The organism is Paraburkholderia sp. SIMBA_030 (genome assembly GCF_046535245.1).
GTDB lineage: Bacteria > Pseudomonadota > Gammaproteobacteria > Burkholderiales > Burkholderiaceae > Paraburkholderia.
In genome coordinates this window covers 131,664-145,218 of the sequence record NZ_JAWRXB010000004.1, presented here as the reverse complement: position 1 = coordinate 145,218, position 13,555 = coordinate 131,664, and the positions used below count along the sequence as shown (strand labels likewise).

Sequence of the window (13,555 nt, the reverse complement as noted above, 5' to 3'; positions counted from 1 at the left end):
CGCCCGCAAGCCGCCCATGACAAACATCGCTACACCAGACCTAGCCAAAGAAGATTGCGCATGACCCCAGAAGTATCCGCGCTGCCCGCCGCGTATGTGCTGGTCGTCGACGACGACGAAGGCATTCTGCGGCTCGCGCGCAAGTCGCTCGAGCGCGCCGGCTGCCGTGTGGCGATCTGCGCCGGTGTCGAGGCGGCCCGCGAGCGGCTCGCCGCGGGCTCTCCCGACCTGCTGGTGCTCGACTACCAGCTTAGCGGGCCGGAGACCGGCCTCGACTTCTTTCGCCGCTTGCGCGCCGAGGGCGTGCGGATTCCCGCCATCCTCGTGACCGGTTTCACCGACGAATCCCGCGTGATCGAAGCGTTGCGCGCGGGCGTGTCCGACGTGGTGCCGAAATCCGGCGACTACCTCGATTACCTGCCCGAAGCCGTCGAGCGGGTGCTGTCGCAAGTCCGTTTGCAGAAAGCCTCGGACGAAGCCTTGCTGCTGCGCGATCGCGAACAGCATTACCGGACCTTGTCGGAAGCGTTGCCGCACCTTGTGCTGACTTGCAACGCCGAGGGCGATTGTGATTTTCTGTCGAAGCAGTGGTTCGACTACACGGGGCTGGCCGAAAGCAGTTCATACGGCCTCGCGTGGCTCGATGCCGTGCATCCCGACGACCGCGAGGAAATTCGCGGCACCTGGCTCAAGGCGGTGAGGAGCGGCGCCGGCGATTATCGGCACGAACTGCGGATTCGCCGCCACGACGGCGAATATCGCTGGTTCGACGCCCGTGCGGTCGCCATGCGCGACGCAGACGGCAACGTCAGCAAATGGTTCGGCAGTTGCACGGACATTCATCCGCAGCGTGAAGCAATCGAGGAGCGCGAACGCCTGCTCGCGTCGGAGCAGGCCGCCCGCCAGACCGCCGAAGAGGCCAACCGCGCGAAGGACCGCTTTCTGGCGATGCTGTCGCATGAATTGCGCACGCCGCTCACACCGGTGCTGGCCGGCGCCAGCGTGCTGGAGATGATTGCGGATCTGCCCGAGCAGGCGCGCGCGAGCGTGCGCATGATCCGCCGCAACGTCGAACTCGAAGCGCGGCTGATCGACGACTTGCTCGACCTCACGCGGGTGGCGAACGGCAAGCTGCGTCTATCGCTGGAAACCGTCGACGTGCACGACGTGCTCGACAGCGTGCTCGAACTGTTTCGCAGCGAGATCCAGGTCAAGCAGCAGGACGTGCATGTGCACAAGAACGCGCAGCACCATTACGTGCTGGCCGACCGTGCACGGCTGCAACAGATGCTGTGGAACCTGATTCGCAACGCCGCCAAGTTCACGCCGGACGGCGGCCATATCTACGTGCGCACGCGCGACGAACGCATGCACGTGCAGATCTCGATTGAAGACACGGGTATCGGCATCGAACCGGAGCAGATCGGCAAGCTGTTCAACGCGTTCGAGCAGGGCAACCAGAACATGACGCGGCAGTTCGGCGGGCTCGGTCTCGGCCTTGCGATCACCAAGGCGCTGACCGACGTGCATGGTGGCACGGTGATCGCGCAAAGCCCGGGCGCGCATTGCGGCGCGACGTTCACGATCACGCTGCCGACCGCCGCGAAACCTGCCGAAGCGCCCCTCGTTAGCGCGCCGGCCGAAGTACATGCGGCCCGCCTCCTGACCATTCTGTTAATCGAGGACCACCTCGATACCGCGGAGGTGATGGCGCAGCTGATTCGCGGTCTCGGACATGACGTGACGGTGGTCGGGCGCGTGGACGATGCGCTGGCCGCCACTCAGGCGCGCACCTTTGATCTGGTGATCAGCGACGTGGGTTTGCCCGACGGCACGGGCATCGATTTCATCAAGGCGTTCCGCGAGCATTCGGACGTGCCCGCGATTGCGTTGACGGGCTTCGGCACCGACGAAGACGTGCGCCGTTGTCTGAGCGCCGGTTTCACTTTGCATTTGACCAAGCCGGTCAATTTCGGCCAGCTTGAAACGATGATCGAAAGCGCGGTGAAGCGGAAGGCGCATCAGGACGAATAGTGCACCGGATGGACATTTTCGTGCTGCGTCCGGGTATGTCGGGCGCACGATAAAAAAGGCCTGCTGCGAGTCAATCGCAACAGGCCTTTTTATTGGACCCGGCTTATGTGCGGGGTCGAATGCTTAACGCGGCGAGTTTTTCAGGGAATCGCGGATTTCGCGCAGTAGCAGCACATCTTCCGACGGCTCGGCCGGTGCGGCCGGCGCGGCCTCAGCCGGCTTGCGCAAATTGTTGATGAACTTGACCATCAGGAAAATGATTAACGCGAGGATGATGAAGTTGATCAGGACGGTGATAAACGAGCCATAACCGAACACGGCAACGCCTGCCGTCTGCAAGTCTTTATACGACTCGGGGCTGCCTTTGAAGCTGGCGGGAATGTTACCCAGACGGATGAACTTGTTGGAGAAATCGAGGCCGCCAGTGGCAACCCCGACAACCGGCATGATCAGGTCTTTAACAATCGAATTGACGATGGTGGAAAAAGCGCCGCCGATAATCACACCGACCGCGAGATCCATCACGTTGCCCTTGAGGGCAAATTCCTTGAATTCCTTGACCATGCTCATAGAGGTTCCCCCTTGAAAATTGATCCTCGAATGATACCAACCTCATAAGGATAGGCTAGTCTTTTGGCCGGGAAAGGCGTTATGGATTGTCAAATCGGATTAAACCGGAGACTCCGGCGTCAGCGAGCGAGCCCGTTCAATATGTGCGGCAAAACTGACCGGGTCAGTGTTGGTGCCGCATAGCAGAACGCCGACACGCTTGCCTTGCAGCTTTTCGCGCAGCGGTCCGAGCAGCGCCGCCGTTGCAGCCGCGCAGGCCGGTTCGACCGCCAGCTTAAGTTGTCCGAACAAGATCAGCATGGCCGAGCGCAGTTGATCGTCCGATACGGTGACGAGCTGGTCGATGTGCCGGCGGCATAGCTCGTAGCTGTACTCCTCGGTATGCGGCGCCATCAGGGAATCGGCGATGCTGTGCATCGGCCCCATCTTGACCGTGTGATTGGCGGCGAAGCTCTTGCCCATGGCATCCGATCCTTCGGGTTCGACGCCGTACACATGCACACGCGGATTCGCGAGCCGCATTGCCGTGGCGACGCCGGCGGCGAGACCGCCGCCGCCGATCGGCACGATCACCGCCTGGAGGTCGGGCGTTTGCGTGGTCCATTCGTAGCCGAGTGTGGCCGAGCCCAGCACCGTGCGATAGCCGTTGAACGGATGCACGAAGTAGCGGCCCTCCTCAGCCTCGATACGGCGCACCAGTTCGAACGCTTCGGCGAGGTTTTCCGCGAACACGATCTCGGCACGGTACTGCCGGCACAACGCGACACGCGCTGGATTGGCCGCGCGGAACAACACCACCTTTGCGCTGACGCCAAGACGCATCGCCGCATAGGCGACCGCCACCGCATGATTGCCGCCCGATACGCAAGTGACACCCGCGCTGCGTTGCGCTTCGTCGAGCGCCAGCAGGTTGGTGAACGCGCCACGGGCCTTGAAGCTGCCGCCTGCTTGCAGCAGTTCGAACTTGAAGTTCACCACGGTGCCTTCCAGCGACGGAAAGTCGAGCCGGTCGAACACCGGCGTTCGCGTGACCCACGGCGCCAACGCAAAATGCTGCGTGGCGATGTCGTCGAGCGTAGGGATCGGCTCGCCGTCGATCGTATGGTCGGTGTGTTGCGGCGTGGCGGTTGACATGGCGTGGGCGTGGTTTTTGTCGATATGCGTAGGACTCTTGTCGAGCCGCTCGGTTTCAGTGCGCGTGTGCGTCTCCCAAGGGGACTTCCTTCGGGGCGTCGACCGACATGCTGCGAATGAATTTTTGCAGGAAGCGCTCGCAAGCGACAAGCTGATCGAGCGTGACGAATTCGTTCGCCTTGTGCGCCTGCTCGATGTTGCCAGGCCCGCACACGATGCTGGGAATGCCTGCCAGTGAGAACAGCCCGGCCTCCGTGCCGTACGCCACCTTGCGTTTGTCCTGGTCGGCGGTCAACGCCCGCACGAGTTGCGTGATGGCCGCCTGTTCAGACGAATCGAGCCCGGGCGCTGCGGCGATTTTAGTGATCTCGATGGCCGCCAATGGATGCTCGCGCAACATTTTCGGCAGCAGCGTTTCGCGAGCGTATTGTTCGATGCGCGCGAAGATCGGTTCGGGATCGAGCGTGGGCAGATTGCGGAATTCGAACTGGAAGCGGCACTCGGCCGGCACCGTGTTGATCGCATTGCCGCCGGCGATGGTGCTGGTTTGCGCGGTGGTGAAGGGCACGTCGTACAGCCCGTCGAACGGACCTTGTTCGCGGAACTGGTCGGCCATATCGCGGATGTAGCAGATCAGGCGCGCGGCGTATTCGATTGCGTTCAAGCCCTTTGGCGTCAGCGACGAATGGGCGGCCTGGCCGCGCACGCAGCATTGATATGCGTTGATGCCCTTGTGCGCGACGATCGGGCGCATGCTGGTCGGCTCGCCGACGATGCAGCCGTCCGGCTTCACGCCGCGCTTCATCAGGTCTGCAATCAGCAGCGGGGCGCCGGCGCAACCCACTTCTTCATCGAACGAAAGCGCGAGGTGAATCGGCTTCGCGAGCCTGGCGCGCTGCATCTCGGGGACCAGCGCGAGCGCTGCGCCGATGAAGCCTTTCATGTCGCAGGTGCCGCGCCCGTATAGTTTGTCGCCGCGAATTTCCGGCTTGAACGGATCGCTGTCCCATTGCTGGCCGTCGACCGGCACGACATCCGTGTGACCCGACAGCACCACGCCGCCGTTGGTCTCGCCATCGTGCGCGGGAATCGTCGCGAACAGGTTGGCCCATTTGCCGCTGTCGTCGTGGGTGAGCGTCGCTTCGATACCGACGGCGCGAAGTTCGTCGCGCACGGTTTCGATCAGACCGAGATTCGGATTACGGCTCACCGTGTCCATCGACACGAGGCGGGTGACCCAGGGAAGCGAAACAGGCGAGGAGGCATTTGATGCGGAGGCGGCCGTTTGCGAGGACTGCGCTGATTCAGCGACGTGAGACATAGCAAGACTCCAGCATTTGAGTCTTTCGATCATACCCAAAAAAACCGCAGCCGTATGCTGCGGCGCGCGTTTTGCGCACCGCAGCATGAACGTGAAACGGCTAGGCGTGGCGCCTCTTTTGCGCGCGATCGAACGCTATGACGCCCTATCGCGCGGCAGCAGCGGTGGCCGTGCCACGGCTGGGCGCTCCGAGCGCGCGCAAGGTTTCTTTCACCGTCGCGACGCGAACGGCCAGATCAGGGCTGCGCGTTTCGATACGCAACTTGTCCTGGCCCGCGAGCTTGATGTGCTTATGCTTCTGGACCATCTCGATGATCCGCATCGCGTCGATCGGCGGATTGGGGATGAATTGCAAACCGATCACGGCCTCGCCCGCATCGATCTTCGAAATCCCGAGCGGCTTCGCCGCCAGCCGCAGACGATGCGTCTCCACCAGCGCATGCGCTTGCGGCGGCAACTTGCCGAAGCGGTCGATCAACTCTTCCTGGATGCCGTCGATCGAATCGTTGTGTTCGCAGTTCGCGAGGCGCTTGTAGAGCGACAGACGTTCCTGCACGTCGCCGCAATAGTCCGCGGGCAGAATCGCCGGCGCGTGCAAGTTGATCTCGGTGGTTGCGGCAAGCGGGGCGGTAAGGTCGGGCTCCTTGCCTTCCTTGAGCGCCTTCACGGCGTCGTTCAGCATGTCGGTATAGAGCTGGAAACCGATCTCCTGAATCTCGCCCGATTGCTTGTCGCCGAGCACTTCGCCCGTGCCGCGAATTTCGAGGTCGTGCATCGCGAGATAGAAGCCCGAACCGAGTTCCTCCATCTGCTGAATCGCTTCGAGCCGGCGCTGCGCCTGCTTCGTCAAACCTTGCGGATCGTGCACCAGCAGATACGAATACGCCTGGTGATGCGAGCGGCCCACGCGGCCACGCAGCTGATGCAATTGCGCGAGACCGAACTTGTCGGAGCGGTGAATCAGAATCGTGTTGGCGCTCGGCACGTCGATACCGGTTTCGATAATCGTCGTGCACAACAGCACGTTGGCGCGTTGCGCGACGAAGTCACGCATCACGCGTTCGAGTTCCCGCTCGTGCATCTGGCCATGCGCGACCGCGATCCGCGCTTCGGGCACCAGCGCTTCGAGCATCTGCCGGCGATTCTCGATCGTCTCGACTTCGTTATGCAGGAAGTACACCTGGCCGCCGCGCTTCAGTTCGCGCAGCATGGCTTCGCGGATCACGCTCTCTTCCTCGCGGCGCACGAAGGTCTTGATCGCGAGGCGCTTTTGCGGCGCGGTAGCGATCACCGAGAAATCGCGCAAGCCTTCGAGCGCCATGCCGAGGGTACGCGGAATCGGCGTGGCGGTGAGCGTCAGCACGTCCACTTCGGCTCTGAGTGCCTTCAGCGCTTCTTTCTGACGCACGCCGAAGCGGTGCTCCTCGTCGATGATCACGAGCCCCAGACGCTTGAACTGCACATCCGACGACAGCAGCTTGTGCGTGCCGATCACGATATCGACGCTGCCTTCGTTGATCTGCTGGATCGCCGCGTTGATTTCCCTGGTCGACTTGAAGCGCGACAGTTCGGCGATGCGCACCGGCCAATCGGAGAAGCGATCGCTGAAGGTTTGCGTGTGCTGTTCGGCGAGCAGCGTGGTGGGCGAGAGCAGCGCGACCTGCTTGCCGCCCATCACCGCGATGAACGCCGCGCGCAACGCGACTTCGGTCTTGCCGAAGCCGACGTCGCCGCAAACGAGGCGATCCATCGGCTTGCCGCTCGTCATGTCGCCGATCACGGCGGCGATGGCCGCGGCCTGATCCGGTGTTTCCTCGAAGCCGAAGCTCTCGGCGAACTTCACGTAATCTTTCGGTTCGAGTGCGAACGCGTGGCCTTCGCGTGCGGCGCGACGTGCGTACAGGTTCAGCAGCTCGGCGGCGGTGTCGCGAATCTGCTGCGCGGCTTTACGTTTGGCCTTTTCCCACTGCCCGGAGCCGAGCGAGTGCAAGGGCGCGCTTTCCGGATCGGCGCCGCTGTAGCGCGAGATCACGTGCAATTGCGCGACCGGCACGTACAGTTTGCTTTCCGCGGCATATTCGAGGTGCAGGAACTCGGTTTCGCCTTCGCCGAGATCCATGGTGACGAGGCCCATATAGCGGCCGATGCCGTGCTGCGAATGCACGACCGGATCGCCGACCTTCAGCTCGGACAGGTCGCGCACCATCGAATCGACGTTGCTCGCCTGTTCCTGGCGGCGGCGCCCCGCGCGGCGCGCGAGCGGTCCGTATAGCTCGGTTTCGGTGATGATCGCGATGCCGTCGAGCGGCACGGCAAAGCCGTTGGCGAGCGGCGCGACACCTAGCGAAAAACGCGCGTCGCCGATGAGCCAGTTCTGGAAGCTGTCGCTCGATGCGGGTTTCAGATGATTGTCGGCGAGCAGTTGCAGCAGCGTTTCGCGACGGCCGGCGGATTCGGCCGCGAATAGCACGCGGTTCGGCGTGGTGTCGAGATACGCGCGCAAGGCCGAGACCGGATCGTCGGCATGGCGGTCGATCGCGAGGTTCGGTAACGGCATGGACCAGCCGCCGCCCGCGTTGATGGGCAGCACGAGCCGCGCGAACGGCTTGGCGAAGGTAAAGAAATCTTCGTCCGACAGGAACAGGCGCTGCGGCTCCAGAATCGGCCGGTCGCGATCGTGCGACAGGAAGTTGTAGCGCTGCTTCGTGTCGTTGGTGAAGCGCTTGATCGCCGCGTCCAGATCGCCGACGAACGCCAGTTGCGCGCCCTCGGGAAGGTAATGGAACAGCGTGGCGGTGTCGTCGAAAAAGAGCGGCAGATAGTATTCGATGCCCGCCGACGGCACGCCGTTGCCGATGTCCTTATAGATCGACGCGCGGCTCGGGTCGCCCTCGAAGGTTTCGCGCCAGCGGCTGCGGAAGGCAGTGCGGGCGGCTTCGTCGAATGGGAATTCGCGGCCCGGCAGCAGACGCACGTCTTTCACCGGATAGAGGCTGCGCTGCGTGTCAGGGTCGAACGCGCGGATCGAGTCGACCTGGTCGTCGAACAGGTCGATCCGGTACGGCAGCGGCGAGCCCATCGGATAGAGATCGAGCAGCGAGCCGCGCACGCAGTATTCGCCGGGACGCACCACCTGGCTCACGTGTTCGTAGCCGGCGAGCGTCAATTGCGCTTTGAGTCTGGCTTCGTCGAGGCGCTCGCCTTGCGAGAACGAGAACGTGTAGCCGGCCATGAACGACGCGGGCGGCATCCGGTACAGCGCGGTGGTGGCGGGTACCAGCAGGATGTCGCAGCGGCCCTCGCCGAGATCGTGCAGCGTGGCGAGGCGCTCGGACACCAGGTCCTGGTGAGGCGAGAAGGTGTCGTAAGGCAGCGTTTCCCAGTCGGGCAGCAAACGCACGCGTGCCTCGGGCGCAAAAAAGCCGATTTCCTGCGACAGGCGCTGCGCGTCGACGGCGCTTTCGCAGACGACCGCCAATAGCGGCACCTTCTCGCGGTAGGCGAGGTGGTAGCGGGCAATCAGCAGCGCATCGGACGAGCCGTGCGTGCCGTCGAAGGCGAAACGCTGGCCGGCCTTGACGAGCGCGACGGGCGGGGAGTACTGCGATGATGCGGCGATGTCTGGCATAGAAGAGAAAAGGCGGCCTCGGGCTCACACGTGATCGGCAAGTTTACGCGTGTCGGGGCGTGGATGCGAAGGACCTATTATAAAATCCGTTGTTTACTTTGACTTCGCGGCATCCGCACTCGTGACTTCCCGCCTATTTGCCCTGATTCCGTGCGCAGGCACCGGCAGCCGTTCCGGCGCCGCGATGCCCAAACAGTATCGCACCGTTGCCGGCCGCGACATGTTGCATTACTCGCTGGCCGCTTTCGACGCGTGCAGTGAGTTTGCGCAAACGCTGGTCGTGATTGCACCTGACGACCAGCACTTCGACGCCCGCCGTTTCAGCGGCTTGCGTTTCGCCGTGCGCCGTTCCGGCGGGGCTTCGCGCCAGGCGTCGGTGTTGAACGGACTGCACGCGCTGGCCGAATTCGGCGCCCACGACGACGATTGGGTGCTGGTGCACGACGCGGCAAGGCCGGGCATTACGCCGTCCTTGATCCGCACGCTGATTGGCGCGCTGAAAGACGATGCAGTGGGCGGCATCATGGCGCTGCCGGTGGCGGATACGTTAAAACGGATCGATGCCGGGTCATCCGATGGGCGGATTGCCCGGACCGAGGCACGCGATGGTTTATGGCAAGCGCAGACGCCGCAGATGTTCCGAATCGGCATGTTGCGTGAAGCGATTCTGCGGGCGCAGGCGGACGGTCACGATTTGACCGATGAGGCGAGCGCGATCGAGTGGCTTGGGCACGCGCCGAAGCTGGTGCAGGGTAGCTTGCGCAATTTCAAGGTCACTTATCCGGAAGACTTCGATCTGGCCGAGGCGATTCTTTGCCGGCCGCCGGCTTCCTGATCGACGATTTCAATTTTAATGAGCGGACTTGACGCATATGGATTTCAGGATTGGGCAGGGGTATGACGTGCATGCGCTGGTGCCGGGGCGTCCGTTGATTATCGGCGGCGTGACGATTCCTTATGAGCGCGGGCTGCTCGGGCATTCGGATGCGGATGTGCTGTTGCATGCTATTACTGATGCTATTTTTGGCGCTGCCGCGATGGGGGATATCGGGCGGCATTTCTCCGATACTGATGCCAGGTTCGCTGGCGCGGATAGTCGGGTTTTGCTTCGGGAGTGTTTTGCTCGTGTGGCGGCGGCTGGGTTTTCTATTGCTAATGTCGATAGCAGTGTTGTGGCTCAGGCGCCTAAGCTTGCTACTCATATTGAGGGGATGCGGACTAATATTGCTGCGGATCTTAACCTGCCGGTTGAGCGGGTTAATGTTAAGGCCAAGACTAATGAGAAGCTGGGTTACCTTGGACGAGGGGAGGGCATTGAAGCCCAAGCCGTTGTTTTGTTAATCAAGAATTGAGTTTGTTATTTTACCTTTGGCGGTGGTATTTGGTTGTACGCCCACGGCGTTGGCATTTTCTTTTTTTATTGGTCTATTAGCGTTCCCCCTGTGCGGGGGAGCACCTACTTTTCTTTGCCGCCGCAAAGAAAAGTAGGCAAAAGAAAGCGGCTCAAACCGCTAACGCTTAAGCGGGTCCCCTGGCTTGGAGGGGGCAGTGGAGCATCTGGAATCCGTGCTCTCGCACACTCCGCGTGAGTGACAAGGCAGTCATACTTCCGGCGGCGCTGCGCGCGCCGACGCGGTACTTCACGAAACCGTGGGGCGCTTCCGGCGTCAGCGGTCGTTCAAGCGTAACTCGCGGTTGCGTTTTGTTAGGCGAAATGGCTTGCACTTCCACTATTCAGGCGCGTCGCCGAGACAAAGCCGATGGCTCCCACCGCGCACAAACGAAGCCCCAGGTTTCCCTGGCAGACCGTTTCGGCGAACGCGCAGTGCGAGGCGGGGCGAATGACGCGGGAAGCGCGTACGTCCCATCGGTTTCAAGAAGTACCGCTGCGGCGCGCGCAGCGCCGCCGGAAGAATGACTGCCTTGTCACAAGCGCTGAATGTGCGAGAACACAGATTCCAGATGCTCCACTGCCTCCTCCAAGCCGGGGGACCCGCTTAAGAATTGGCGGTTTGAGCCGCTTTCTTTTGCCTACTTTTCTTTGCGGCGGCAAAGAAAAGTAGGTGCTCCCCCGCACAGGGGGAACGCTAATAAACCAATAAAAAAAGAAAAGGCCAACGCCACAGGCGAACAACCAATAGCGCCAAACAGGCAAAAAAACCAACTATTTACCTTCAGCAGCAATAACCTGCGCAGCAGCGTTAACCACCGCCGCGATGCGGCCAACATCCCGCAATTGAGTAGAACTCATCCCCTCAGCAACCAGCGTATCAAAATGTGATTTCACACAAAAATGGCATTTACCAATAATAGAAGCCGCCAGCGCATACATCTCAAACCGTCGCTTATCCACCCCGCCGTGCGAAGCGTAGGCATTCATCCTCAACTGCGCCGGCTGCGATTTCAAATCAGCGTTATCCGTCATCTCGACGTAGGGATACCAGACATTATTCATCCCCATCAACGCAGCGGCAGTCAGCGCGCCATTCGTCTCCTCAGGAGACAAAACTCCCGCGTTACGAATCGCATCGACAATAACCGTACTCTTCGCGGCAAATGCAGCCGCCAGCGCAACCCCAACCGCGTCATTCCCTTCAAGCGAGGACCGCGCAATCGTCCCATCCAGGTTAAGCCGGATGTCCTTGGCATAGTCAGGCACGAGTGCCTTAATCGAAGATAAGAATTCCATTGATATCTCCTATCGAATTGTCGATAAAAAAGCCCGCTGGCTCTTTCAAGCTTAGCGGGCTTTTCACCTGCAATGCTTACAGCGTTGCGCCGCCGACTGCGCGGTTGCATGGGCACAGTTCGTCCGTTTGCAGGCCGTCCAGAATACGCAGCACTTCTTCCGGGTTACGGCCGACGTTCAGGTTGTTGACCGACACGTGCTGGATCGTGTTGTCCGGATCGACGATGAAGGTTGCGCGCAGTGCCACGCCCGCTTCCTTGTCGCGCACGCCGAGCTGGTCGATCAACTCGCCCTTGACGTCGCCAAACGAGTAGTGGTTCAGCTTGCTCAGGTCTTTGTGCTCACGGCGCCATGCCAACTTCACGAATTCATTGTCCACGCTGCCGCCCAGCAACACGGCATCGCGCTCGTCGAAATCCTTGATCAGCTTGCCGAACTCGACGATTTCCGTCGGGCACACGAACGTGAAATCCTTCGGGTAGAAATAGATGATCTTCCACTTGCCTGGGAACGACTGCTCCGTGATCTCTTCGAAAGCCGACACGCCATTTTCTTCGTGAGCGTTGAAGCCCGGCTTCGCAGCAGTGACGGTGAACGCTTCGAGTTTATCGCCAACGGTTTTCATTCCGATACTCCTGGGTGTGTTGGAAAAACAGCTGTTCAACCTACTAGCTCATCGTAACGAGCGCGTTACATGATTTTTGACTATAGCTCTATTAAACTATGCTGCCAATAGTTTTTTTCTAACGAGTCGGATAGTTATTATTCAACGCGTCGCAAGGTCGCGGAAGCCGATCGGCGGCCCTTCCGATCAGGCGCCTTTTGCCAGCGGAAACTCGATCGTGACCTCGAGACCCGGGCCTGGCGTGCGATTGCGCAAGCGCAGCGCGCCTCTGTAACGGCCCACCAGCCGCTGCACAATAGCCATGCCAAGGCCTGTGCCGTTCGCCTGGGTGCGCGCCGAATTCACACGATAGAACGGCCGTGTGACAAGCGCCAGTTGGTCTTCCGGAATGCCTGGCCCTTCGTCTACGACAGACAGCTCGACCCGCGAGTGCGACACCCGTGTTTCCAGAATCACATGCGGGATGCCGTCGCCGTCGCTGAGCCCGTACTTGCGCGCGTTCTCCAGCAGATTGCCGACCACGCGCCGCATATCGGTCTCATCGGCCTCGATCACCGCGGACGGCGCGAGGCGCGTGATCAGCCGCATGCTGTCCTCGCTGGCCATGCGCGCGGCCAGTTCTCCTGCGATCACTGAAAGGTCGACAGGTTCCGGCACACGCTGCACCGGGCGAGCGTAATCAAGGAATCGGCCGATAATCATGTCCATCTGCTCGATGTCGTCGACCATCGCGTCCTTGGTCTGCTGGTCGGACGGACTCATTTCGGTTTCGAGCCGCAGCCGCGCGAGCGGGGTGCGCAGGTCGTGCGAAATACCGGCGAGCATCAGCGCGCGGTCGGCCTCGAGCTGTTCGAGGTCCTGCACCATCTGGTTGAAACTGCGATTGGTCTCGGCGGCCACGCCCATGCCGCGCTCCGGCAGCGGCTCCGGCGATTGTCCGGAACCGACCTTGCGCGCGGCCATCGCGAGCCGGGCAAACGGCCTGTTCACAAGACTCGTGATGAACGCCGCGCCGAACAGCGACAGCGCCAGCGCGAACACGCCCCAGCCGGCCCATTGCAAGCCGGTGGCGTTGTCCAGCTGATCGCGATCGAGCGCCACCCAGTAATCGTCGTCGTCGATCTTGAAGCTGATCCACACGCCGGGAATGTCGTTGACGGTCTGCGCGATCACCGTGTCGTCGCCGAGACGGCCGCGAATGTCGTGTTCGATCAGCCGGTTCAGCGACTCGTCGGGTTGCAGTTTGTACTTGTCGGAGGTTTCGCGCGGGTACACGCGCACCCCTTCATTGCTCTCGAGATCCTGCAGCAGCGCGCGCCGCAGGTCGGGATCGGAATAGAGGAGTGCGGTGCGCGTGAGCTTCACGATGGCAACCAGCTGCAGCGCCACGCGCTGTGCGCGCGGCTCGCGCTCGATCACCCGGAAGCTCTGGAACCACGCGGCGAGACTGACTGCGATCAACAGCGCGATCAACAGAAAGGTCCGCCAGAAAAGGCCGCCGAACGCGAGCGTCAGGAGGCGCCGGTCGATCCGCATGGGCCCTTCTTATCTGGA

Annotated in this window: 10 protein-coding genes; 3 read left to right on the top strand and 7 right to left on the bottom strand. The window is 61.6% G+C overall.

The features are described from left to right. Positions 1-60: 60 nt before the first annotated feature. The gene (locus SB772_RS08135; protein ID WP_410832754.1) at positions 61-2,034 is read left to right on the top strand and encodes a response regulator; all 1,974 of its coding nucleotides are present in this window, start codon (positions 61-63) and stop codon (positions 2,032-2,034) included. Positions 2,035-2,157: 123 nt separating this feature from the next. Here SB772_RS08135 and mscL read toward each other — a convergent pair whose 3' ends face one another. The 4 genes from mscL to mfd all read right to left on the bottom strand — a co-directional run bounded on the left by mscL (position 2,158) and on the right by mfd (position 8,687). Beyond that, on the bottom strand, positions 2,158-2,604 hold the full coding sequence (gene mscL, locus SB772_RS08130) for a large conductance mechanosensitive channel protein MscL (RefSeq protein WP_410832753.1): 447 nt from the start codon (positions 2,602-2,604) through the stop codon (positions 2,158-2,160). Positions 2,605-2,703: 99 nt separating this feature from the next. Then, complete coding sequence (locus SB772_RS08125; RefSeq protein WP_410832752.1) at positions 2,704-3,738, bottom strand: threonine/serine dehydratase; 1,035 nt, start codon at positions 3,736-3,738, stop codon at positions 2,704-2,706. A 55-nt stretch (positions 3,739-3,793) separates the two neighbouring features. Further along, entirely contained in the window at positions 3,794-5,059 is a 1,266-nt protein-coding gene (gene argE, locus SB772_RS08120; RefSeq protein WP_410832751.1) for an acetylornithine deacetylase, read from the bottom strand. 145 nt (positions 5,060-5,204) lie between these two features. After that, complete coding sequence (gene mfd / locus SB772_RS08115; RefSeq protein ID WP_410832750.1) at positions 5,205-8,687, bottom strand: transcription-repair coupling factor; 3,483 nt, start codon at positions 8,685-8,687, stop codon at positions 5,205-5,207. Positions 8,688-8,808: 121 nt separating this feature from the next. Between mfd and ispD the strand changes: the two genes are divergently transcribed. Both ispD and ispF read left to right on the top strand, forming a co-directional pair. Then, a complete protein-coding gene (ispD, locus tag SB772_RS08110) occupies positions 8,809-9,522 on the top strand; it encodes a 2-C-methyl-D-erythritol 4-phosphate cytidylyltransferase (protein ID WP_410832749.1) in 714 nt (237 codons plus the stop codon). Between the two features lie 37 nt (positions 9,523-9,559). Continuing rightward, on the top strand, positions 9,560-10,039 hold the full coding sequence (gene ispF, locus SB772_RS08105) for a 2-C-methyl-D-erythritol 2,4-cyclodiphosphate synthase (protein WP_410832997.1): 480 nt from the start codon (positions 9,560-9,562) through the stop codon (positions 10,037-10,039). A gap of 812 nt (positions 10,040-10,851) precedes the next feature. Here the strand turns inward: ispF and SB772_RS08100 are convergent. The 3 genes from SB772_RS08100 to SB772_RS08090 form a co-directional block, all read right to left on the bottom strand. Beyond that, positions 10,852-11,376 carry a carboxymuconolactone decarboxylase family protein gene (locus tag SB772_RS08100; protein WP_410832748.1) on the bottom strand — a complete coding sequence of 175 codons (525 nt, stop codon included), beginning with the start codon at positions 11,374-11,376 and terminating at the stop codon, positions 10,852-10,854. Positions 11,377-11,452: 76 nt separating this feature from the next. Next, a complete protein-coding gene (locus SB772_RS08095) occupies positions 11,453-12,001 on the bottom strand; it encodes a peroxiredoxin (protein ID WP_410832747.1) in 549 nt (182 codons plus the stop codon). A gap of 186 nt (positions 12,002-12,187) precedes the next feature. Next, positions 12,188-13,537, bottom strand: a complete 1,350-nt coding sequence (locus SB772_RS08090; protein ID WP_410832746.1) for an ATP-binding protein — start codon at positions 13,535-13,537, stop codon at positions 12,188-12,190. Positions 13,538-13,555 lie beyond the last annotated feature (18 nt).

What these genes read in the sequence shown, in the direction of transcription:
- SB772_RS08090 (WP_410832746.1), bottom strand. Translation starts at nt 13,537, where the DNA reads ATGCGGATCGACCGGCGCCTCCTGACGCTCGCGTTCGGCGGCCTTTTC.
- SB772_RS08125 (WP_410832752.1), bottom strand. Translation starts at nt 3,738, where the DNA reads ATGTCAACCGCCACGCCGCAACACACCGACCATACGATCGACGGCGAG.
- mfd (WP_410832750.1), bottom strand. Translation starts at nt 8,687, where the DNA reads ATGCCAGACATCGCCGCATCATCGCAGTACTCCCCGCCCGTCGCGCTC.
- SB772_RS08100 (WP_410832748.1), bottom strand. Translation starts at nt 11,376, where the DNA reads ATGGAATTCTTATCTTCGATTAAGGCACTCGTGCCTGACTATGCCAAG.
- ispF (WP_410832997.1), top strand. Translation starts at nt 9,560, where the DNA reads ATGGATTTCAGGATTGGGCAGGGGTATGACGTGCATGCGCTGGTGCCG.
- argE (WP_410832751.1), bottom strand. Translation starts at nt 5,059, where the DNA reads ATGTCTCACGTCGCTGAATCAGCGCAGTCCTCGCAAACGGCCGCCTCC.
- mscL (WP_410832753.1), bottom strand. Translation starts at nt 2,604, where the DNA reads ATGAGCATGGTCAAGGAATTCAAGGAATTTGCCCTCAAGGGCAACGTG.
- SB772_RS08135 (WP_410832754.1), top strand. Translation starts at nt 61, where the DNA reads ATGACCCCAGAAGTATCCGCGCTGCCCGCCGCGTATGTGCTGGTCGTC.
- SB772_RS08095 (WP_410832747.1), bottom strand. Translation starts at nt 12,001, where the DNA reads ATGAAAACCGTTGGCGATAAACTCGAAGCGTTCACCGTCACTGCTGCG.